The organism is Chloroflexota bacterium (genome assembly GCA_016875535.1).
Lineage (GTDB): Bacteria > Chloroflexota > Dehalococcoidia > SHYB01 > SHYB01 > VGPF01.
Genome location: VGPF01000013.1, coordinates 25,837 through 47,778 on the forward strand (window position 1 = coordinate 25,837; position 21,942 = coordinate 47,778).

Annotated in this window: 20 protein-coding genes; 5 read left to right on the forward strand and 15 right to left on the reverse strand. The window is 65.9% G+C overall.

What is annotated here, in order from left to right:
• The first annotated feature begins 720 nt into the window (after positions 1–720).
• Entirely contained in the window at positions 721–2,568 is a 1,848-nt protein-coding gene (lepA, locus tag FJ039_05575; protein ID MBM4405638.1) for an elongation factor 4, read from the forward strand.
• Positions 2,569–2,838: 270 nt separating this feature from the next.
• Here lepA and galU read toward each other — a convergent pair whose 3' ends face one another.
• The 5 genes from galU to FJ039_05600 all read right to left on the reverse strand — a co-directional run bounded on the left by galU (position 2,839) and on the right by FJ039_05600 (position 8,544).
• Positions 2,839–3,717, reverse strand: coding sequence for a UTP--glucose-1-phosphate uridylyltransferase GalU (gene galU / locus FJ039_05580; GenBank protein ID MBM4405639.1), 879 nt, complete (start codon positions 3,715–3,717; stop codon positions 2,839–2,841).
• 62 nt (positions 3,718–3,779) lie between these two features.
• The gene (locus FJ039_05585; GenBank protein ID MBM4405640.1) at positions 3,780–4,763 is read right to left on the reverse strand and encodes a YihY/virulence factor BrkB family protein; all 984 of its coding nucleotides are present in this window, start codon (positions 4,761–4,763) and stop codon (positions 3,780–3,782) included.
• A gap of 11 nt (positions 4,764–4,774) precedes the next feature.
• Positions 4,775–5,500: a ribonuclease PH gene (locus tag FJ039_05590; protein MBM4405641.1), complete on the reverse strand. Its 726-nt coding sequence runs from the start codon at positions 5,498–5,500 to the stop codon at positions 4,775–4,777.
• A gap of 63 nt (positions 5,501–5,563) precedes the next feature.
• Positions 5,564–7,960 carry a DUF4131 domain-containing protein gene (locus FJ039_05595; protein MBM4405642.1) on the reverse strand — a complete coding sequence of 799 codons (2,397 nt, stop codon included), beginning with the start codon at positions 7,958–7,960 and terminating at the stop codon, positions 5,564–5,566.
• A gap of 2 nt (positions 7,961–7,962) precedes the next feature.
• Positions 7,963–8,544, reverse strand: a complete 582-nt coding sequence (locus FJ039_05600; GenBank protein MBM4405643.1) for a ComEA family DNA-binding protein — start codon at positions 8,542–8,544, stop codon at positions 7,963–7,965.
• Between the two features lie 39 nt (positions 8,545–8,583).
• Here FJ039_05600 and FJ039_05605 point away from each other — a divergent pair, with 39 nt between their 5' ends.
• Both FJ039_05605 and FJ039_05610 read left to right on the forward strand, forming a co-directional pair.
• Positions 8,584–9,726, forward strand: a complete 1,143-nt coding sequence (locus FJ039_05605) for a long-chain fatty acid--CoA ligase (GenBank protein MBM4405644.1) — start codon at positions 8,584–8,586, stop codon at positions 9,724–9,726.
• The gene (locus FJ039_05610) at positions 9,698–11,086 is read left to right on the forward strand and encodes an acyl-CoA reductase (protein ID MBM4405645.1); all 1,389 of its coding nucleotides are present in this window, start codon (positions 9,698–9,700) and stop codon (positions 11,084–11,086) included. The genes FJ039_05605 and FJ039_05610 overlap by 29 nt, the downstream gene beginning before the upstream one ends.
• Positions 11,087–11,110: 24 nt before the next feature.
• On the opposite strand, the gene FJ039_05615 is transcribed toward FJ039_05610, so the two are convergent.
• The 5 genes from FJ039_05615 to FJ039_05635 all read right to left on the reverse strand — a co-directional run bounded on the left by FJ039_05615 (position 11,111) and on the right by FJ039_05635 (position 14,604).
• Positions 11,111–11,527 (reverse strand): molybdenum cofactor biosynthesis protein MoaE, encoded by a 417-nt coding sequence (locus FJ039_05615; GenBank protein MBM4405646.1) that lies wholly within the window; start codon positions 11,525–11,527, stop codon positions 11,111–11,113.
• Complete coding sequence (gene moaD, locus FJ039_05620) at positions 11,527–11,775, reverse strand: molybdopterin converting factor subunit 1 (GenBank protein ID MBM4405647.1); 249 nt, start codon at positions 11,773–11,775, stop codon at positions 11,527–11,529. Before moaD ends, FJ039_05615 begins: the two co-directional genes overlap by 1 nt.
• Positions 11,776–11,802: 27 nt before the next feature.
• Positions 11,803–12,036 carry a DUF2283 domain-containing protein gene (locus FJ039_05625; GenBank protein ID MBM4405648.1) on the reverse strand — a complete coding sequence of 78 codons (234 nt, stop codon included), beginning with the start codon at positions 12,034–12,036 and terminating at the stop codon, positions 11,803–11,805.
• 127 nt (positions 12,037–12,163) lie between these two features.
• On the reverse strand, positions 12,164–13,375 hold the full coding sequence (locus tag FJ039_05630) for a CoA transferase (GenBank protein ID MBM4405649.1): 1,212 nt from the start codon (positions 13,373–13,375) through the stop codon (positions 12,164–12,166).
• Entirely contained in the window at positions 13,372–14,604 is a 1,233-nt protein-coding gene (locus tag FJ039_05635) for a CoA transferase (protein ID MBM4405650.1), read from the reverse strand. The genes FJ039_05630 and FJ039_05635 overlap by 4 nt, the downstream gene beginning before the upstream one ends.
• 113 nt (positions 14,605–14,717) lie before the next feature.
• Between FJ039_05635 and FJ039_05640 the strand changes: the two genes are divergently transcribed.
• Positions 14,718–15,149 (forward strand): META domain-containing protein, encoded by a 432-nt coding sequence (locus tag FJ039_05640; protein MBM4405651.1) that lies wholly within the window; start codon positions 14,718–14,720, stop codon positions 15,147–15,149.
• Positions 15,150–15,163: 14 nt separating this feature from the next.
• On the opposite strand, the gene FJ039_05645 is transcribed toward FJ039_05640, so the two are convergent.
• The 4 genes from FJ039_05645 to FJ039_05660 all read right to left on the reverse strand — a co-directional run bounded on the left by FJ039_05645 (position 15,164) and on the right by FJ039_05660 (position 20,174).
• A complete protein-coding gene (locus FJ039_05645) occupies positions 15,164–16,165 on the reverse strand; it encodes an LLM class flavin-dependent oxidoreductase (protein MBM4405652.1) in 1,002 nt (333 codons plus the stop codon).
• A 25-nt stretch (positions 16,166–16,190) separates the two neighbouring features.
• Positions 16,191–17,102 carry a PAC2 family protein gene (locus FJ039_05650; protein MBM4405653.1) on the reverse strand — a complete coding sequence of 304 codons (912 nt, stop codon included), beginning with the start codon at positions 17,100–17,102 and terminating at the stop codon, positions 16,191–16,193.
• A gap of 105 nt (positions 17,103–17,207) precedes the next feature.
• Entirely contained in the window at positions 17,208–19,193 is a 1,986-nt protein-coding gene (locus FJ039_05655) for an ABC transporter substrate-binding protein (GenBank protein ID MBM4405654.1), read from the reverse strand.
• Positions 19,194–19,382: 189 nt separating this feature from the next.
• The gene (locus tag FJ039_05660) at positions 19,383–20,174 is read right to left on the reverse strand and encodes an enoyl-CoA hydratase/isomerase family protein (protein ID MBM4405655.1); all 792 of its coding nucleotides are present in this window, start codon (positions 20,172–20,174) and stop codon (positions 19,383–19,385) included.
• Positions 20,175–20,215: 41 nt separating this feature from the next.
• Between FJ039_05660 and FJ039_05665 the strand changes: the two genes are divergently transcribed.
• On the forward strand, positions 20,216–21,127 hold the full coding sequence (locus tag FJ039_05665) for an SDR family oxidoreductase (GenBank protein MBM4405656.1): 912 nt from the start codon (positions 20,216–20,218) through the stop codon (positions 21,125–21,127).
• A 34-nt stretch (positions 21,128–21,161) separates the two neighbouring features.
• Here FJ039_05665 and FJ039_05670 read toward each other — a convergent pair whose 3' ends face one another.
• On the reverse strand, positions 21,162–21,755 hold the full coding sequence (locus FJ039_05670; GenBank protein ID MBM4405657.1) for a transposase: 594 nt from the start codon (positions 21,753–21,755) through the stop codon (positions 21,162–21,164).
• Positions 21,756–21,942: the final 187 nt, after the last annotated feature.

Consider the following 21,942-nt stretch of genomic DNA (forward strand, 5'->3'; position numbering starts at 1 on the left):
GGGCCTCTTTGTTTGCCCATGGACTCGCTTCCAGTGCTTGACACTTCCGACTATCACATGCTATATATAGACGTGTAAGCCTTCGCCAGGACAGCGAGCCGGGAAGGTGTGACCGCTAAGGCGCGCGGCCGTGCGCCCAACGCAGTCATGCCTTCCCTTTTTCTTTGTCCGGCGTTGTGCGGGCGGTCGCGGTGCGCCGCGCCTAGGAGGCGTGCCGTTGCAGTCTGAGCAAGGCTTGCGCGAAACGTCGGTGGTAGTAGAGGTGTCGCGAAGAGCGGTCGGTCGGATAGCGGCGCGATGCGCGTCCCGCCCGTGAGCGGGGCGGGCGAGGAGGCATGACGACTACATACCCGTAGGCTCACCGCGAGCGTGACCGGCTGACACCAGCGTCGCCGAGGAAGCTCCGAGCGCCAACCCTGCATCCCTACAAACCTCGGAGCAGTGGGCCTGCCCATCCTGTAGCAGTGGGAACTGCTACGTTAAACGCTCGCAAATCTCGTCCACGTCCCTCCCCTAGACCGTCCGCACAACGCTTCCCACCGCGACACCTCACCAACCAAAGCGACAAGCAACAAAAGACAAAAGGAGGCGAAAAATAAAAGGCAGATCCGCCACAGAAGCATAATGCTGACAACCCTTGGCAAGTCGGGCAAGTGCCTCTAGCAACCAAGAGTCGGATATGGGGTCTCCGCATCTCCCCCTGTGCTACACTGGAATCCCATGCAGCAGTCCCATATCCGTAACTTTTGCATCATCGCCCACATTGATCACGGCAAGTCCACCTTAGCCGACCGTCTCCTGGAAGCCACCAACACCATCGAGCGGCGGCGCATGATGGACCAAGTGCTCGATTCCATGGACCTTGAGCGCGAGCGCGGCATCACCATCAAGATGCACCCCACGCGCATGCTCTACCGCGCCAAGAACGGGCAAGACTACCAGCTCAACCTGATAGACACGCCGGGGCACGTGGAGTTCTCCTACGAGGTCTCGCGCAGCGTGGCCGCCTGCGAAGGGGCGCTCCTCATCGTGGACGCCTCCCAGGGCAGCCAGGCGCAGACCCTGGCCAACGTCTACCTGGCGCTGGAGTCCAATCTGGAAATCATCCCCGTGGTCAATAAGATTGACCTGCCCGGGGCGGAGCCCGATCGAGTCGCCCAAGAGCTGCAGGACGTCTTCGGCTTCAAGGAGTCGGAGATCCTCCGCATCTCGGGGAAGACGGGCCTGGGCGTGCCTGAGCTCCTGGAGACCATCATCGAGCGCGTCCCGCCTCCCGCAGGCAAGCCGGACGCCTCCCTTCGCGCCCTCATCTTCGATTCCAAGTACGACCCGTACAAGGGCGTCATCGCTTCTGTGCGCGTGGTGGACGGCTCCGTCTCCGCCCCTGGGAGACGCCTGCGCTTCATGGCCACCGGGCGCATCATCGAACCCCTGGAAGCGGGCGCCTTCAAGCCCGATTTCCTGCCCCTTCCAATCCTGGAGACGGGGAGCGTCGGCTACATCGCCACCGGGCTTAAGACGGTTGAGGATGCCAAGGTGGGCGACACCATCACCTGGGACGAGAGCCCCGCCGCCACGCCGGTCGCCGGGTACAAAGAGCTGAAGTCCATGGTCTTCGCCGGCCTCTTCCCGGCGGACGGCCAGAACTACCTGCCTCTGCGCGAAGCCCTGGAGAAGCTCAAGCTGAACGACGCCGGACTCGTCTTCCAGCAGGAAAGCTCCGGCGCGCTGGGCTTCGGCTTCCGCTGCGGCTTCCTCGGCCTCTTACACATGGAGATCGTGCAAGACCGCCTGGAGCGGGAGTACAACCTGGACCTTTTGGCCACCGCCCCGAGCGTCGCCTATCAGGTGGTGAAGACGGACGGCGAAGTGGTGGAGGTGGATAACCCGGCGAAGCTCCCCGCGCCGAACTACTACGACGAGATCAGGGAGCCGTGGCTGGAAGTGACCATCATCGTGCCGAACCGGTACGTGGGCGGCATCATGGACCTGGTCTCCAACAAGCGCGGCGAGTTCAAGAAGATGGATTACCTGGACTCCCGTCCCGCCAATACGGCCAAAGATGCCCAGGAGCCGTCCAAAGACCCGCGCGTGATGCTGGTCTACCACATCCCCCTGGCGGAAGTCCTCATAGACTTCTACGACCAGTTGAAGTCGCGCACGCAGGGCTATGCCACGATGGACTATGCCTTCCTGGAATACCGCCCCGGCAACCTGGTGAAGCTGGATATCCTGGTGAACGGCAAGCCGGTGGACGCCCTTTCGCTGATCACCCACCGGGACAATGCCTATTACCAGGGGAAGGCGCTGGTGGAGAAGCTCAAGGACCTCATCCCGCGCCAGATGTTCGAAGTGCCGCTCCAGGCGGCCATCGGCAGCAAGGTCATCGCCCGGGAGACGGTGCGCGCGATGCGGAAGAACGTCCTGGCCAAGTGTTACGGCGGCGATGTGACGCGCAAGATGAAGCTCTTGCACAAGCAGGCGGAAGGGAAGAAGCGGATGAAGATGGTGGGGTCGGTGGAGATCCCGCAAGAGGCCTTTTTGGCCCTGTTGAAGTTGGAGAAGTGACCGGACCGCCCAGCCCACGGAGCGGCCTTAGGCCAGCCCCCTACCAGGAAGGAAAAGGCTCGCTGGCTCACCTACACCCGGGTACGCTGTTTGCGTTTGTACCGCCAGACGGCAAAGGCGATGGCGAGCAACGCCGGAAGGATGAAGCCCAAGAGCAGGGCGTTCACAAAGGCCATGCCGGAAAGCCACAGCGTAAAGGTCAATACGGCGCAGGCGAGCCAGTAGACCACCGAAAGCATCGTCCCCATAGCCGCACCTCTGCCAAGGAGCCTACCGCTTGCGCAACAAGTCCTTAAGGTAAGCCCGTATATCGTCCCGGGTATCCTCGCGCTCCAACGCCATCTGGACGGAGGCCTTCAGCAATCCCAAGGGCGTGCCGGCGTCTAACAGCGTCGCCTGGTATTCCAGGCCGTAGACGGCCTGCTCCCGGGAAAGGGTGTCAATCGCCTCCGCCAGCTGGATCTCGCCGATTGCCCCAGGCTTCTGCTTCTCGAGGATCTCAAAGATCCGGGGATGCAGGATGTAGCGCCCCATGGAGGCCAGCCTGGAAGGCGCCTGCTCCATCTTCGGCTTCTCCACTACGCCGGTGATCTTATGGAGGCCCACTCCGGCCTTCGCCGCCTTCACGATGCCGTAGCGCGTCACGTCCTCCTTGGCGACTTCGGAGAGCGCGAGGACGCTCGCCCCGTGGCGCTCGTGAACGTCCAGCAGCTGCCGCAGCACCGGCTTCTTCGCCGCGACGTAGACATCGTCCGGCAACATGACGGCGAAGGGCTCGTTGCCCACGATGCCCTTCGCCATGAGAACGGCGTGGCCCAGGCCCTTCTGCTCTCCCTGGCGCACGGCGTAGATGTTGGCCATGCCGAAGAGCGCCTGCACCTGGTCGAGCCGCTTCGTATCGTTGCGCCGCTCCAGGATCGCCTCCAGCTCAAAGGTCCTGTCGAAGTAATCCTCGATGGCGCGTTTGTACTGGGATGTGACCAGCACGATTTCCTTGACGCCCGAGGCGACGGCCTCTTCCACGGAATACTGGATGACCGGACGGTCAATGATGGGCAGCAGCTCCTTGGGGACGACCTTGCTGGCGGGAAGAAAGCGCGTTCCCCAGCCTGCGGCGGGAATGACGGCCTTGCGTACGGTGGAGGGAATGGCGGCTCTCCTGAGTGGGGCTGGCTCGATTATAGCCAGGGCCGTGGAATAAGAAAACCTCGCTACCGGCGCGCCATCCGCCTCATCCAGCGCCGGGCGTGCTTGATCCCGGGCCAGATGCCGAAGGTCCAGATGGCCGTCTCCGAGACGATGCGCAGGCGCACCAGGTCGGCGTAGATGGAGCAGATGAGGGCGCCGATGAGCATGATGGCGGCGGCGACGTAGAGCCAGCCGAGGAGGACGGCGACAGAGGTGAAGGAGCCGTAGATCGGCGAGGTGTTCAAACGGCTCCGGGTGTAGTAGAAGAAGGCCCCGAGCGCGATCTCGAAGGAGACGGCGGCGATGAGTCCACCGAAGAGCGTCTCTTTGAGCCGCACCTTGCGGTTGGGAAGGAAATAGTAAATGACGACGAAGGAGACCCAGAGGAGAAGGACCGATAGGAAGAAGAGCCACGGGGGGCCGGTGAAGAAGCCGACGTCCTCCACGTCCGTCTCCGCGAAGGAGCGCACGACGGTGGTGGTGAGGAGCAGGCCCAGGAAGAGCATGCCTGCGCCGAAGGTGATGCTCAGGTCAATGATGCGCTCCTTGACCCAAGCGCGGGGGCTGCGGATGTTCCATGCCGTATTGATGCCCTTGCGCAGGGTGGCGAAGACGCCGGTGGAGCCCCAGACAAGACCGACGATGGCGGGCGGCGCGGCGACGGCCTTGGAATCGGCGGCGGTGCGCACCGCATCGGCGATGACATCCTGGCTCACCGGGATGAAGGTGGCCAGGGCGCGCACCAGGTTGGCGTTCTGCACCGCCGTCTGGTTCACGAAGAGGTCAAAGGAAAGGATGATGAGGATGGAGAGCGGGAAGATGGAGAAGAAGGAGTAGAAGGCGACGGCCGCCGCCATCTGCATGCTGTTGTTCGTGAGGAACTGCTGGGTGGCGCGGGCGCAGAAGACCACGAAGGCCTTGCCGCCGGTGCCGAGCCCCGCCGCCAGGGGATTCACCACCGCCACCGGCTGTTCCCACACGCGCTCTTGCTGAGGCGTCGTCGCCATCTGCGTGCGCCCTACCGGGGGCCGGCCCCGTGAATCGCGATCGCCTGGCAGACGCCAAGCTCGCGGATGCCGCGCCCAGCCAGGTCCAGCAGCCCGTTGAGACGCTCTCTGCTGAAGGGTTCGTCCTCGGCGGTCCCTTGGACTTCCACGAAGTCGCCCTTCCCAGTCATGATGACGTTGAAGTCCACCTCGGCGCGCGAGTCCTCCTGATAGCAGAGGTCGAGCATCTCCCGGCCGTCCACTACGCCGACGCTCACGGCAGCGACGGATGTGGTGAGGGGCATGGAGGCAAGGGCGCCGCTCTTCACCAGCTTCTCCATCGCCTGGTAGAGGGCGACGTATGCTCCGGTGATTGCCGCCGTCCGCGTGCCGCCGTCCGCCTGGAGGACATCGCAGTCCACGGTGAAGGTGCGCTCGCCCAAGAGACCCATGTCGGTCACGGCGCGGAGGGAGCGCCCGATGAGCCGCTGGATCTCCACGGCGCGGCCATCGGGCTTGCCCTCCGGGCGCGGCGTCCGCGTGTGGGTGGAGCGCGGGAGCATGGCGTACTCCGCCGTCACCCAGCCGCGCCCGGAGCCCTTGAGGAAGGGCGGCACTTTCTCCTCGATGGAGACGGCGCAGAGGACGCGCGTCAGGCCGGCCTCAATGAGGGTGGAGCCCTCAGCGAAGACCTGGCCGCCGGGGCCGATGCGGACAGGGCGAAGCTGGTCGTTCCTGCGGCCGTCAATGCGCGGCAGAGGCGTCTCCTTGGCGAGGGTTTGAGCGATTATATCAGGAGCAAAGGCCGCAGCGAGCGCCCTTCAACGGCCGATCCAGACTCGCCTGCCATCGCTCGTCACTGCGGCGCGCCGGCCATCTTGCAGGGAGACAAGCCGCTCCTGCGGCACCGCTCGGGCGGCCGCCGCGGCGATGCGCTCTTCGCCAAGCTCCCCTCTTCCAGGCGTCAGCACGATCGCCTGGGGCGCTGCGGCGGCGATGAACCGCTGATGGGCGGCGGTCGCCCTGGCATCGGCCATCACGAGCAGACCTGGGAGGCCGGAGACGGCTTGGGGAGGGACGCGCTCCAGCGTTTCGCTCCGAGCCGTCGTCGCAACAAGCATCGCCGCTCTGCGGTAGCGGACCGCGAGGACGAGCGCATCGTCCTCCATCGCGGAAAGGGCTGTGGGGGCGTGCAGCACCTCTATGGTCACTTCGCCCAGGCGAATGACATCACCCGGGCGCGCCGTCCGCCGCGCCACGCCTCGCGCCGCCAGCGCCCCCTCCAGCGCGGCATAGGCCGCCGACGTGCCTTGGGCCGTTGGGGCAAGAAAGGTCGTCACGCTATAGCGTCGCACCGCCTCCGCCATGCCGCCGATGCTCTGCGCGCGGGGGCTTGTGGCAATGGCAACGTCTACCCGCCGCCTCAGGCCGAGTCGCGCGCCAAGGGCCTGCGTGGCCGCCTGCCCATCGCCGCCGGCGTCTATGAGCGCCACATGTCGCGAGGGGGTTTGCACGATGATCGCCGTGCCGCCGTCGCTCACTGCGATGGTGACGTGCATGTGCCGCGGTGAGGGCCAGAGGGCGGCAGTCCAGATCACCGCACCGAAGGCGAGCAGCACGAGCATCGCCCACCAGAGGCGGGAGAGTCGCGGCCCTTCGATGGCAGGCAGTCTGGGCAGAGGAACGAGGAGCGAACGCCCGGCGACCTTCGCCGTCCTGAACAGCCAGGCGAGCAGAGCAAGGCCTGCGTAATACCCCCCAAGCACAGCCCTGCCGACTTCCCCAACGGTCACCGAGGAGAGCGGGAGGCTTGCGAAGAGGTGCGCCACCGCCGCCGTGTAGCTGAGGCTGAGCCAGGCCAGCCAGCCGAAGAGCCACGCGCCGCCGGAGGAGACGAGGCCGATGAAGGCGGCCAGGGCGGAGGCAACCATCGCCACTGGGAGGGCGGGGCTAGCCAGGACCGTCGCGGGGATGGTCGCCAGGGAGACGCGGTGGAAGTAGAAGGCGATGGCAGGCCAGGTGAAGAGCGCCGCCGCTACGGACATGGCGCTTACGACGGCGGCCCATCGCAGGAATTGGGAGAGCAGGGTGCGCTTGGGCGAATCGAAGGCGGGCGCGAGGGAGTCCTCGGCCCAGGGCATGAGGAGGACGATGCCTGCCATGGCGAGGAAGCTCAGGTGGAAGGAGACCTGCCAGAGGGCAGACGGCGCGAAGAGGGTGATGACGACGGCCGAAAGGAGCAGCGATTCCAGGCCGTGGCGCTGTCGCCCGAGGAGCATAGCTCCGATGTAGAGGCTGCCCATCACCGCCGCGCGGAAGGCCGATGGCGGCAGGCCAGCCAGGAGGGCATAGCCCCAGACGAGGGCGAGGGCCGCCAGGTAGACGCTCCGCCGCGAACGATGGAGAAGCGTCACGCCGAAGAGGAAAACGGCGGCCAGCAAGATGCTGACGTTCTGACCGGAGATCGCTAGGAGATGCGTCGTGCCGCTTCTGTTGAAGTCCTCCTCAAGGCTTTCGGGCATATCGGAGCGGATGCCTAAGAGGATCGCCTTCGCCAGCCCGCTCTGCGGCTCCGGCAGGGCCGCCTCCAGCGACTCCGCCAGGCGGCTCCGCAGGGCGAAGAGCCCCCTATCGAACCGGGGGCCTGCGCCCTCTTCGATGACGGTGAGGCGTGGGAAGCTCAGCACCGAGCGAACGCCCTGCCGGTCAAGATAGGCAGGGAAATCGAAGTCGCCAAGGGGTTTCGGCGCTTCGAGAGCGCCCCGGAGCGCCAGCCGATCGCCGGTGTGGAAGTAGGGCGGGTCGCGACGGTCCACCAAGGCTCGCGTCTGCCGCGCCGTAACCAGCACCCGTCCGCTGACGCTTCGCCAGGCCCCATCGGCAAGGAGGTGCTCAGCCTTCAAGCGGAACTGCGTCACCGACCCTCGTTCCTCGGGATAGGAGTCAATGACGCCTTGCAGCTCTACCTCGCCCCGGCCGTTGAATGCCGCGAGAATCTCTGCCTCGCGCGAGGCTTCATGCGCCTCGTAGCGAAGGAGTCCCGCGAGGAGGCCCAGCGCGGCGAAGCCGAGGAGCAGGAGGCGCCAGCGGCGGCGCAGGAGGAAGAGCGCCGGGAGGAGGAGGACGATGAGCGGAATCGCGGCTGCGATAGGAAGGTCGCTGAGGGAAGCGGCGTAGAGGCCCGCGAGCCAGGCCGCCGCGAAGGAGATGAGGCGCATCGCTACGGCACGTCCACGAAGGGCCGCAGGCGCGCCAGCGTCGTCGGGCCGATGCCGCTGACATCCAGCAGCTGCTCTACGGAGGTGAACCTACCCAGCCTTGCCCGGTGGTCCAGGATCGCCTTCGCCAGCACCGGCCCGATGCCCGGGAGCGCCTCCAGCTCCTGCTGTGTGGCCGTGTTGAGGTTCACCCGGGCGGCAGGTGCTCCGGCAGTCGAAGTCGGCGAAGGCTCGCTCACACGCGAAACGTGGATGTGGTCGCCATCGCGGAGGAGGCGCGCGCCGTCCACTCGCGACCTATCGGCATCCGCCGTAAGCCCGCCTGCGGAGGCGATGGCGTCCGCGACCCGGTCGCCATCGCGCATGGAGAAGAGGCCTTCGCGGCCGACGGCGCCGGTGACGTAGACGACCAGTGGCTTGACGGGGCTCGCCGTGGGCGCGATGAAGGCGACTTCGCCATCCGGCGAAGCGCTGCGCACGGCGAGGAGCACGACGCCGGTTATCACCAGCGCCAGCACCAGGGCAAAGGCGGCGATCCACAGCGCCGCCGGAGTCACCCGAAAGATCCGCACACAGCCTCCCATCTCCCCTAAAGAACGGGCAGATTCTGTTCGATTGCTAGAATGGTGTCAATCGCCTGGGCCGCACCTATGAACCACGACCCGCTTCGCAAGCCGCTTTCCACTAAACTCCTCGCCTTTATAGGCGAAGGCGTCGGCGGGCCGCGCGATAAGTCGCGCTTCAACGCCCTGGCGATGGAGGTCTTCGCCTACCAGTTCGCGCGCAACCCCGTCTACGCGCGCTTCTGCCAGGGGCGCGGCGTGACCCCGGCGACGGCGAAGGGCTGGCAAGAGATCCCCGCCGTCCCCACGACGGCGTTCAAGGAGCTGACCATCGCCTGCTTCCCCGTGGAGAGGGCCGCCGCCGTCTACCAGAGCAGCGGGACGACGGGCGCGAAGCGCAGCAGGCACTACCTGGCGACGCTGGAGCTGTACGAGGCCTCGCTAAAGCCGAACTTCCAGGCGCATCTCCTGCCCGATGGCGCGCGCCTCCCGATGCTCATCCTCGCCCTGCCGCCGCGCCTTGCGCCCCATTCATCGCTGACGCACATGCTGGAGGTGGTCATGCGCACCTGGGGCGCCGAGGGCTCGCGCTACTACCTGGACGAGGACGGCCTCCAGCGCGAAGCCCTCCTCGCAGACCTGCGCCGCTATCAGCGCTTGGGACAGCCTGTCGCGCTTCTCGGCACCGCCTTCGCCTTCGTCCACCTCATTGACCACTGCCTGGAGCAGGGGCTTTCATTCAGTCTTCCGCCAGGCAGCCGCATCATGGATACCGGCGGCTACAAGGGGCGCTCCCGCGAAGTGCCGAAGGAGGAGCTCTACCGCCTCTACGACTCCGCTCTCGGGATCCCCGGCCATGACGTGGTGAACGAGTACGGTATGACGGAGATGTCGTCGCAGTTCTATGACACAGTCCTCTTGGACACATCGCGCGGCCGCTCGCGCCCGCGCTGCAAAGTCGGGCCGCCCTGGGCGCGAACACTCGTCATCAACCCGGAGACGATGGCGCCTGCGAAGCCTGGCGAGATCGGCCTCCTGCGCCACTTCGACCTGGCGAACCTGGATTCGGCGATGGCGATCCAGACGGACGACCTGGGCAGGGAGATCGGCGAGGGCTTTGAAATCATCGGCCGGGCGAAGGGGGCAGAGGCGCGGGGCTGCTCCATCGCCGTGGATGAGCTGCTCTCGAAGGCGCAGGGCTAAGATGACGGTCCAGCAGTGGTGGCTTCCGGGCATCGAACCTGCCGCCTTCGCCGATGTCCCATCCGGCGAGACGGCGCTTCACGTGCCCATTGCCACGCCCGAGCTCGTTCGCGAGACCGCCGCCCGCGCCGTCGCCGCCCGCAGGCGCTCCCTCTCGCGGATGCCCGCGCTCCACATCGCGAACGTCCTCGCCGAGGCCGTCGCCAAGTGGCAGGACCACAGCTACCGCCTGCGCCGCTACGCCGAAGCTTTGCTGCCCGAGATTACCGGCTACTCGCCCGCCATGATCCGTCACGGCCTGCCCTATCTCCTCTCCACCTTCACCAGCGATGGCCTCCTCGACCTTATCCGCACCGAAGTCGGCGATCCCTCAGCCCTCGATGAGCGGGCCATCGCAGGCCCCGAGCTGACGCTGCACATCCTGGCGGGAAACATCCCGGCCGTCCCTGTGGAGACGATGGTCCGCGCTCTCCTGGTCAAATCGGCGTGCCTGGTGAAGCCCTCCTCGCGCGACCCCCTCTTTCCCGCCCTCTTCGCCCGCTCCATCGCCGAGGTTGACCCCCAGCTCGCCGAGGCCGTTGCGGTGCTCTGGTGGAAGGGCGGCAAGCGCGCCATAGAAGCGGCGGCCTTCGCCAGGGCCGATGCCGTCATCGCCTATGGCGGCGCCGAAGCGATCGCCGCCGCGCGGCAGCAGGCCCCGCCGGGGGCAATCTTCATCGAGCACGGGCCGAAGGTGAGCTTCGCCGCCATCGCCCGGGAAGCGCTGACGCATGAGGCGCTTCCGCACATCGCACGGGCCGCCGCGTGGGATGTCTCTCTCTTCGACCAGCAGGGCTGCGTCTCGCCACATGCCGTCTATGTGGAGCGCGGCGGGAGCCTTTCGCCCATCGCCTTCGCCACGCGCCTCGCCGAAGAGCTCGCCGCCATCGACCGCACGCTGCCGCGCGGCAGGCTTTCGATGGACGAAGCGGCGCAGGTGCAATCGGCGCGCGCCGCTGCCGAGATGCAGGAGGCGGCGGGCAGGCGTGTGACGCTCTTCCGAAGTCAGCAGACGACGGCATGGACCGTCATCTTCGACGCGGAGAGCCTGGCGCTATCGCTTTCATGCCTCAATCGCGTCGTCCGCGTCATCCCGGTGGACGACCTTACGGATGTGCCGGGGTTCGTGCGCCCGCTCGGGCCGTACCTGCAGTCGGTCGGCGTCGCCGTCCCGGAGCGGCGACTGCCTGCGTTCGCGAAGGCTCTGGAGGCCGTCGGCGTCACGCGCATCTGCGAGCTCGGCGAGATGCAGCGGCCGGCGCCCTCATGGCGGCATGACGGGAAGGCGAACCTGCTGGGGCTATTGCGGGGCGCGGAGTAACCGGCCATCGCGCCGCGCCCGTCCTCACGCGCCTTTGCTGCGTACCCACTCGGCCCCTTCGGCCCAGACTTCCTTCTTCCAGATGGGCACCAGCTCCTTGATGCGCTCCACGGCGTGCAGGCAGGCGTTGAATCCCTCGCGGCGGTGCTTGGAGGCGACGGCCACGATGAGGCTCGTCTCGCCGACGTGCAGCTTGCCGATGCGATGGACGATGGAGACGTCCTCCACCTGGGGCATCTTCTTCACCTCTTCCGCGATGGCGCGCATCTGCTCCTCCGCCATCTCCGGATAGGCCTCATAGTCCAGGTAGTCCACCGTGCGCCCTTCATTGTGGAGCCGCACCGTGCCCATGAAGGTGGTCACGGCGCCGTGCTCCTTGATGACCAGGCTCTTGATGACCGGCTCGGCGATCAGGGGATCGCGGGTGATCTTGATACGCATCACGCGCCTCCGCTCACAGGGGGGATCAGGGCCGCCTCGTCGCCGTCTTTGAGCGCGTGGGCGTGGTCCACATAGACGCGGTTCACGGCCACCACCACGCGCGAGGGATCGGGGCAGAAGTTGGGATGGCGGCGCATGATGGCCGCCACCAGGTCGCCCACAGCGGCGGCGGCGGGCAGGTCAAAGGACTCGGTGTTGCCGCCGACGCGTTCGCGATAGAGGGCAAAGTATCGGGCGCAGACCTTCACGGAGAGGCATCCTTTTAGAGTCGGGAGTCAAGCGCGGCGTCTGCTTGCGTGCAGGATCGTATAGCCGACGAGCTTCTTCCCTTCGTACCGCATGATAACGTCGTCATCGGTCAGCTTGCTATCGGTCGCTCGGCTCGGCTTCTTGAAATTGATATAGAGCGTATCGGCCTCGACATCGTAGCGCGACCATAGCATACCCGTCGGCGAATGCCTCACCGCGGGAATCACCTTCACGTAATCGCGGACATCTACGACGGCCACACCTGTCTCCTCTTCATCAGCGACCGCACCCTCGTGGTCAGAAAGGCCGTGATGACAAAGCCATCATCCGACATTTCCCTGTAGACCGCAACCTCAAGAAGGACCTTCGAGCGCGGCAAAACGCCGCCTACTTCAGCACGTCCCGCTTCGCCATGTCTTGGACCCGGCTTTCAGGCAGCCCCAGCATCGAAGTGAAGAAGCGCACGTTGTCTATCCCGTAGGGCTGGCCCATGCGCCGGAGGGCGCCCGGCGTCCGGGTGAGCCGCCAGGGGATGCCGTAGGTGATCTGGTCCTTGGTGATGGTGTTGTCCAGCACCGTGATGTTCGTGCGGCGGTAGGCATCATGCGGGTCCAGGAAGGCATCGCCCACCGTCATCACCCGCGCCGCCGCCACGCCGTGCGCCTGGAGCAGTTTCACTGCCTCGTCCGGCGGGCGCTGCCGCGACCATTCCTGGATGAGCGCATGGAGCGCCGCGCGGTTCTTACGCCGCAGGTCGAAGGTGCGGAAGCGCGGGTCGTCGGCAAGCTCGGGTCGCTGGAAGGCCTTGCACAGCCCGCGCCACTCTTGGTCGGTCTTCACCGCGATGGAGATCCACGCATCGTCGCCATCGGCCCGGTAGACGCCGTGGGGCGCCATCACCGGGTGCGCGTTGCCGCGCAGGGCGGGCAGCCTGCCCCACATCTGGTACTCCAGCATCGCCTCGCCGATGAGTCCCGTCAGCACTTCAAAGAAGGAAAGGTCAACCAGCTGGCCCTCACCCGTGGCCTGGCGGTGGTAGATGGCGAGCAGCACGCCGTAAGCCCCCGCCACGCCCATCACCGGGTCCGGGTCCCAATAGCTGGACATCAGATCTCCCGTTTCCGGGTAACCGACCAGGCTATCGCTCCCGGCGACTGCGTTGACGGAGGGCCCAAAGCCCACCAGGTCTTTGCGGGGGCCGGTCAACCCCGCCGCCGAGATCGTGGCCATAACGATGTCCGGGCGCAGGGGGCGGATATGCTCATATGTGAGCTTCAGCTTCTCCATCGCCCGGGGAGCGATATTGCAGATGAAGACGTCCGCCGTCCGCACGATCTCCCGGAAGAGGTCGTGGCCCTCAGCCGTGCCCAGGTTTATCGAGATATAGGAGTCGCGGCTGCGCGGGTGGCGGTGCAGCTCCAAAAAGGCCCGCAGGGGGCTGCGCTCAACCTTGGAGAAGCGCCCGAAGTCCGTCCCCAAGGCCGATTCGACGCGGATGACCTCCGCGCCCATATCGGCAAGGCAGGAGCAGAGCTGGGGCCCGGCCCAGACCTGGCTGATCTCCACAACACGCAGGCCTGCAAGTGGGAAGTCGTTCATAGGACCTTGGCCCGCTTCAGCGCCGCGAGCTTGGCTTTTGAGAGCTTCGCCAAGCCGCCGAAGACTTCATCGGTATGCCGGCCCAGGCGCGGCGCATCGCCGAAGGGCCGGGCCGGCGTGCGGCTCATCTGCGCGACGGGGCCGGGAACGGTCCAGGCCTTCCCCGAGCCATCGCGCACCTGCTGCCAGTAGCCACGCGCTTTCAGGTGGTCCCACCGCAGGGTCTCGTCCACCCGCTGCGCCGGATGCCACGGGATCCCGCGCGATTGGCACATCTCCCATAGCTCCGCCTTGGTGTGCTTGGCGAGCCACGGCTTCACAAAGGCGTCCACCTCATCCGGATACTCGTAGCCCATCTTGTAGCGGTCCTGGTAGCGGGGCTCCTTGCTCCAGGCCGGGCTGCCCATCAGCTCCACGAACCTGTCCCAGTGGTGCTGGTTCGCGATGATGAGGGCGAAGTAGCCGTCCTTGCAGGGCAGGATGGTATAGGGGTAGAGGTTCTGCACCCGGTGACCCCGGCGGCTGGGCACCGCGCCGCTCTCCATATAGAGGATCGTCTCCATGCCGTTGCAGAAGGTGTTCATCGCCTCGACTGCCGAGAGGTCTACGTGCTGTCCCTTGCCGTCCCGCCGCCGCGCGATGAGCGCGAGCATGGTGGCGGGGGCGGCGTTCAAACCACCCCAGTAGTCGCCGCGCTCATAGGGCATCGCCAAAGGGTAGCTCTCCGGCAGGCCGATGCGGTGGGTCGTCGCGCTGGCGGCTGTGGCGTTGATGGCGTAGCCCTTGTAGTCGGCGTAGGGCCCCTCCTGGCCGAAGACGGTGACGGAGGTGAAGACCAGCCCGGGGTTGACCGCTTGGGCATCCTCATAGCGGAGGCGCAGCGCCTCCAGCTCCCTGGGCAGGTAGTTGTGGACCAGCACATCGCACTTGCGGATGAGGGCGTCCAGCAGGTCGCGGCCCCGGGGTTTGGCGATATCCAGCGTGACGCTCTTTTTACCGGCGTTGAGATAGAGGAAGAGGCCGCTGCGCTCCGGGTCGGGCCGCTTGCCGGGGAAGGGGCCGTGCCTGCGCGCCGAATCGCCGGCGAGCGGCTCGATCTTGATGACCTCCGCGCCGTAATCGGCCAGGAGGCGCGCGCAGTAGGCGGCGGAGACATAGTCGCCCAGCTCAAGGACGCGGATGCCATGCAGGATCTGTGGGGGAGGCATAAGGCCCGGCAAGGCTAGCATCCCAGGAGAAGGCGCGTCAAGGGAAGCGGCGGCTCGACAGCGCCGAGCATCGCTTGACGCCGATCCCAGAGCCTGGTACGTTCGCCCCGAGGCTAGTTAGACAAGGAGAGCCCATGCGCATTCCCGCGCGATTCCTGGCTGTTGTTCCTCTTCTCGTTACGGCTCTTCTTATCGCGTGCGATGAGGAAGAGCCTCCCGCGCTCGAAGGGCGGACATGGCTCCTCACCGCCATCGAGACCAGCGGGACTCAGCAGCCTGCCCTCACCGGAACGGAAATCACCGCCACCTTTGACGCGGCCAAGGGCCAGGTCACCGGCTCGGCCGGATGCAACAACTACTTCGGCGGCTACAAGCGGCAGGGGAACGCGCTCTCCTTCCCTCCGGCCATGGGCGCGACGAGGAAGTTCTGCGGCGAACCCGAAGGCATGATGCGCCAAGAGCAGGACTACCTCACTGCCTTGGGCGCGGCCCAGGGCTACACCATCAAGGGCGATAGCCTTCGCATCACCGGCCCCGGCAAGGCGCTGGTCTTCAAGCTCAAGTAGCCGAGGGAGGCCCCTCAGTTCCCGATGAACTGCGTCATCACTTCTTTGCGGAACTTATCGATGAGGCGGCGATCAAAGGGGCGCGGCGTCATGATGATGAAGTGCGTCACCCCGGCGGCCACATAGGCGCGTATCCGCGCGGTGACCTGCTCTGCGTTCCCGATGAGGGCATTGGCCATCGCGCGCTCCTCCACCGGCTCGCCCCCCAGCGCATTGCGCGCCTGCGCCAAGACAGGCCGTTTCTTCGCATCGGTGATCCGCGCGATGCCCGCCTCCAGGGTGCGGCGGACTTCGCGGGCGTCGTCGCTCAGAAAGATGCTGGAATACTGGGCGCATTCGATGGCCGCCGGGTCGCGGCCTATCGCCCGAGCCTTCGCGGAGAGGAGCGCCACGCGGTCCGCCGCAAAGGCCGGTGTGACCACGGCGCACCACATCTGGGCGTGCCGCGCCGCGATCTCGATGCCGGCCTCGCCCACTGCGGCCAGCATGATAGGCGGGCGCGGCTTCTGCACCGGCCCCGGCGAGACGACGGCATCCTGCAAGCGGTAGTGCTTCCCCTGATAGGAAAAGCTCGGCCTGGTCAGCAGGCCGTCCAAGATCTCCACCGCTTCGCGGAGGCGCTCCTGCCGCTCGGCCAGGGGAGGGAAATCGAGGCCGAAGGCGAGATGGTCGTCCTTGGACCATGCGCCGCCGATGCCGATATCCAGGCGGCCGTTGCTCACCACGTCCACCGTGGAGGCGATCTTCGCCAGCATGGAAGGGTGGCGATAGGTGACGCCGGAGACCAGAACGCCGAAGCGCAGTCGCTTCGTCGCCGCCGCCAGGGCCGTGATCAGCGTCCACGGCTCCATGGCGGGGATGTCCACCGCCATGCTGGAGACGCCGAGCATGTGGTCGGAGGCGTAGAGCGTGGTGAAGCCAAGCTCTTCGATGGCGCGGGCGCACTCAAGGGCCTCCGCGAAGGTGCGGAAGCCCATGGTCCCGCCCATGCTGAAACGAACTGCTCTGGACGGCATAGTCGTGGACTTTTCAGCGCCGAGGCTAGTTCTTGGAGGGGCCTTCGTCCGGCTCTTTGCCCTTGAGCAGGCGGTCTATCTCCTCGGCAAAGACGCGCGGCAGCTCGGGGACCGTGGGACCCTGGGCCTGTTGCTCCTGCTGGGCGGCCAGCTCGCCATCGAACTGCTGCTCCAGGCGCTTCACGTAGGTGCTCAGCTCCACGCTGGCCGCCACCATCTTGGTCGCCTCCGTCTCAAAGGCCGAGGCCTGCAGGGCGATGGGTTCCATCGGCAGGTTCAGGCCGAAGGTTGCGTTCACCTGGCGCACCAGCGCGGCCGCGACCTTGTAGTTGGGCAGGCGCTCCACATAGTGCGCGGCGTGGCCCCAGATATTGATGTGCCCCAGCCCGCGCTCCTTGCAGGCCTCCACAAAGATGGTGTTGATGCCCACCGGCCCCTGGTAGGAGCTCTCTGTAAGCTGTATGCCAGGCAGGCGCGCCTTGAGCTCTTCCCGGCTGACGATGCCGGAGATCGGCGCGTCCCGCGTGTGCGGCGCGGCGGCAAGGAGGCTGCCCAGCGTGATAACGGCATCCATCTCATAGGGGGCCATGACGCGCTGCAGCAGGCCGATATAGGTGCGCCAGCGGAGGCTCGGCTCGCTGCCGAGGAAGAGGATCAGGTCGCGGACGCCCGCCGGATCGGACCAGTAGTAGAAGTCGTTGGTGGGCCAGCGGATCACGCGCTGGCCCTGGGCGTTGTTGTAGACGATGGGCCGGACGGAGGTGAAGTCGTAGAACTCCTCCGAATCTATGGAGGCGAACTTGGTGGCGTGCAGGTGGTGGACGAGATAGCGGATGGCGCGGGTGGCGCCCTCCTGGGCATCCGTGAAGCCCGCAAAGGCCCCGATCCATGCGGGGTTCCGCAGGCCAGGCCGCTCCGTGATCTGCAAGTAGTCCACACGCTCCTTCGCCTTCGCGGGAGTCTAGCACCAGCATATCAGGGAGAACAAGAAGGCCCTTCCGCGACGCGGGAGGGCCTTCGATCACACGCGGGGCTGAAGGCGCTAACTTGCCAGCCAGATGACCTCGACGAGGTGGCCGCCCTGGTGGAAGGCCTCGCCGCCGCCGGACTGCTGGTAAGCGTTGCGCAGGCGGCCGCTGTAGACCACGTAGCGCGCCTCCGTCGGCAGGACGAAGCGCTTCGCCTCAGCCTTCTCGATGTTCCAGACCTCGCGGGAGATCTCGGCCAGCTTCTCGCGGGTCACACCGCGCGAAGCCTCGGCGACCAGAGCGTTGATGCGCGGGATGTTGTATTCCATCAAGTTCGCCTGGTTGCCCGGCGTAAGGGTCTGGAGGTCCAGCGCCGGGTTCGGCAGGATCTGGTTGAAGAAGAGCGCCATGCTCTCAAAGGTCTGGTGCTGCTGGCCGGGGTTGTAGCCGATGGCCGCGTAGAAGACGTTGATGTCGGAAACCTTGTTCAGCGTCACTTCGATGCCAAGGTTCTTTTCAAGGTCGCCCTTCACCGCCAGCATCTGGTTCGTGATGGTGGGGCTGTACTCGTTGTAGATGAGCGTGTGCTTCTCGCCGGCCCTATGGCCTGAGGCCGCCCAGAGCTCCTTCGCCTTCGCCGCATCGAAGATCCAGGGGTTATCATCCCGGTTCGCAAAGCCCTCCGCGATCTTGGCGACTCCCGGCGGCTCATCGTAGAGCAAGCCCGTCACCACCGTCGGCGGGGCCAGGGTCGCGGCGCCGCCGTGGATGTTGTTGATCATGGTCTGCCAGTCAATGGCTTTGGCGATGGCGAGGCGGGCGCGCTTATCGGCGAAGGGGGCGTTGGCGCCCTCCGTCCTCAGGCCAAGGGAGAAGATGCCCTTGGCGCTGAAGAGCTCCGTGATCTGGCAGGCGGAGCACTGCCGGCCGAAGTTCACCGCGTCCGCCGGGGTGGAGATGCCCACGGTCTGGGCGCTGTCCAACTGGCCGGTGGTCATGCCGGAGCGAAGGAGGGAGACGGCGGTGATGACGTTGATGACGTGCTTGTCCAGGTATGGCAGGGGTCTGCCGTCGCCGCCGTTCTTCCAGAAGTTGGGGTTGGCGGTCATCTCCACCTTGGTCGTGCGGTCATAGGTGGCAATCATCATGGAGCCGCTGCCCACGATGCGCTTGGTGTAATCGCCGTCCAGCTGGAAGACCTCAGGCGGCAGGATGCGTGATTGGAAGTCGGCCAGAAGGAGCGTCGTGTAGGGATCGGGGCCCTTCAGCTGGATCTCGATCGTCGCGGCGTCAACGGCGCGAACATCGGAGAGGTTGTTCCACTGGGGGCCCTGGGCGATGGTGGGCTGAGGCGAGCCATCGGCCTTCCTGAGCTTGCCGAGCCAGTAGTTCATGCTGTGGACCACATCCGCAGCCACCACCTGGCGTCCGTAAAGGGGGGCAAGGCGCGCATCATACCCATAGGCCGCCTGCGGCAAGTTCTGCCACTTGGCCGCCGGGTTCAGCTTCAGCGTGATGACCTTGGCGTCTTGGGACATCGTCCAGCTGGTAGCCAGGTCCGGCTCCTCCGCGCACAGACCGATGTTGCCGACCTTCTGGTTCGGCGCCGGGGTGCAGCGGATCAACTGGCTATAGATGGGCGTCGCCACCGTCATGGTGGTGAAGGAGCGGCTGATGATGGGATCCGTGGAGGCGGGCGGCGAGTTGAAGCCGTAATTGTGCGTGCCGCCGCGCCGGGGCGGGACGCGCCAGTTGGGCTGGTTCTGGATCCACCGGAAGCCGATGATGTTTTCCGTCTGCGCGCCCAGGCCCGGCTGGGGCGTCGGCGTGGCCGTCTGGACGATAACCAGGGGCGTCGGCGTGGGCCCCGTGGTGGGCGTCGGGCGCGGCGTCGGTGTGACAACGATGACCTGCGGCGTGGCAGTGGGCCCAACCGTCGGCTCATCGTCATCTCCGCCGCCGCAGGCGGTGACCACAAAGACCGCCGCCATGAGCAGCACGCCAAAGAGACCGACTCTACGGCGCTGTCGTACCAGGTGCTTCATTCTGTGCTCCTTCATCTGCTGATGCCTTGAGTACGCCGCGGCCTCACCCGCAGATTCCCGCTTGGCCGCACCAAGTTTCGGCCTGGGCGCGGGACACGACGCCCAAAAGACAGGTTTGCGAAGTGGCGGGAGTATAGTCCCGGCGCGGCAAAGACGCAAAGGCAAGGGGCACGTAAGCGATTACGAAGGGCTGACGAATTTCGTCTAGGCGCCCGTCCACTTGGGAGGCCGCTTCTCGACGAAGGCCTTGGCTCCTTCGATGATGTCATTGGTCTTGGCGGTGACGCCGTTGAGGTAAAGCTCATACTCCACGGCGCGCGTCGCCTCGGCCTCCATGCCCCGGCGCAGGGCGCGCTTGGCCAGCCGCACCGCGATGGGCGATTGCAGGAGCATCTTTTGGGCCGTATCCATGGCCGCCTTCTCCACCGCCAGGTCGCCGATGACTTTGTTCACGATGCCCAGCCGCAGGGCCTCCTGAGCGTCAATCTGCTCGGCGAGGAAGCTCATCTCGCAGGCCTTGGCATAGCCCACACTCTGGATGAGGAAAAAGGTGGCGCCCGAATCGGGGACGAGCCCGCGCTTGGTGAAGGTGGCGGCAAAGCGCGCGTCCGGCGCGGCGATGCGGATATCGCAGGCGAGCGCCAGGCAGAGGCCGCCGCCCACGGCATGGCCCCGGATCGCCGCGATGGTGGGCTTTTCGATCTCCCAGAACCGCAGGGCGCTCCAGCCGATGTGCCCCTGGCGATCCACCGCCGGCGCGGCCCCCTTGGTGATGCGCCCGGAGGTGATGCCCTTCAGGTCGTACCCGGAGCAGAAGGACTTCCCATTGCCCGCCAGGATGACGACCCACACCTCGCCATCGCGCTTCACCTTTTCGATGGCCTCATCCAGCTCCAGCGCCATATCGTTGCTCACGGCGTTCAGCACGTCCGGGCGGTTCAGGGTGATGGTGGCGATATGCCCGTCTTTCGCGTAGAGCACCAGTGGGTCCGGCATAGGGGCCTCCTTGCATCTCCGCCGCACATTGTAGGCGACTCATGACAAGAGAGGAACGTAGGGACGGACGCCTTGCAGGGTTGCCTCAGCAATCGCCCTCTGCAACAATGCCACCACCGTCACCCTGGAGGCACGTTATGCGAGAGTTGGAAGGCAAAGTCGCCATCGTCACCGGCGCGGGACGACTGCGCGGCATCGGGAGGGCCGCCTGCGTGGCCCTGGCCAAGATGGGCTGCGCCGTGGCGCCCACCGGCACCGGGCGCAAGCCGGAGACCTTCCCGCCGGATGAGAAGGCGGCGGGCTGGCGGGACATCGAAAGCACGGCGGAGCAAGTGCGCACCGCCGGGGCGAAGGCCCTGCCCCTGGTGGGCGATGTAACCAGCGCCAAGGATGTGGCGCGTTTCGTCCAGCAGACGCTGGATGCTTTCGGGCGCATAGACATCCTGGTGAACAACGCCGCCTTCGCCCGGGGCGAGGACCGCGTCACCGTGGATAAGCTGGACGAGGCGCTCTGGCGCAAGGTCCTGGACGTGAAGGTCACGGGCTCCTTCCTCATGTCCAAGGCCGTGGCGGACGTCCTCCTGCGGCAGAAGCAGGGCGGGCGCATCGTCAACATCTCCTCCATCGGCGGCAAGCGCGGCAATGCCGTCAGCCCCGCCTATTGCACCGCCAACTTCGCCCTCCAGGGCTTCAACCAGGTGCTGGCCCAATGGCTCGCTCCCTACGGGATCACCAGCAACGCCATCTGCCCCGGCATCACGGATACCTCCCGCATGGACGATGTGGGCTACCCCCGCGGCGCCGCCTGGGACCGCATGGTCCAGCTCATCCCTATGAAGCGTCCCGCCACGGACGATGAGATCGCCGGAGTCATCGCCTTCCTCTGCACCAAGGCGGGCGGCTACATCACCGGCCAGGCAATCAACGTGGATGGCGGCATGGTCATGTGGTGAGGGGGAAACCCTGGGCGACCATATAAGGTCGCCCCTACATGCGGATGTGCGTGTCTGCGGCTTGATTCTCCGCATCAAGATGCCATCGCTCGGGGTTGCGCCGGATGTATTCACGAATCGGTCCCAAGCCGTCAGCGCGGATGATGTGTTCGTAGAAATCCTGCTGCCAAAGCCGTCGAAAGAACGGCGTCCAATTCGATTCACGAACCCCACGGGCATATTCAGCGGTGGTCATTGTCTTGAACCACCCGATGACGCCTCCCAATGTAGGGGCGATCCTATGTGGTCGCCCGGGGTCTATATCAAAGACCCCCTGTGGCCCATTGACGCGGACCCGCGTCCACGCGCCGTGCGTGAGAACAAGGATTGCGTGAATGTGATTTGGCATGACGACGTACTGGTCCAGCAGCACCCCCGGATATTTATGCGGGATCTCCTTCCACCACCGCTCGATCATCCGGCCCGCATCGTTCAGATTCACCGGTCCGTCGCTGACGCTCCCAAGCAATAACTCTCGTTGTTGAATCACAAGCGTGATGAAGTACCCTCCAGGCAGGCTGTACGACCGGCCTTGCAAACGCAGGGAAGGCCGCCCCTGCCATTCGTCACCCGCATCTGTCACTTGCATGCTGCGATGATGCATCAGCAAGACCGTTCGCGATAGGGGCGGTTGTCACTTCCTGCCATCGTCCGGTTATGCTTTGTCGCGCAGACCGCTATACTTGAATCGAATCCCTAGTACGCCCCCTATGCCTGACCAACAGCCTGAAAGTCACGGTCCGCTTCCGCCGCCCCAGGGCACGCCCTCCGGCGGG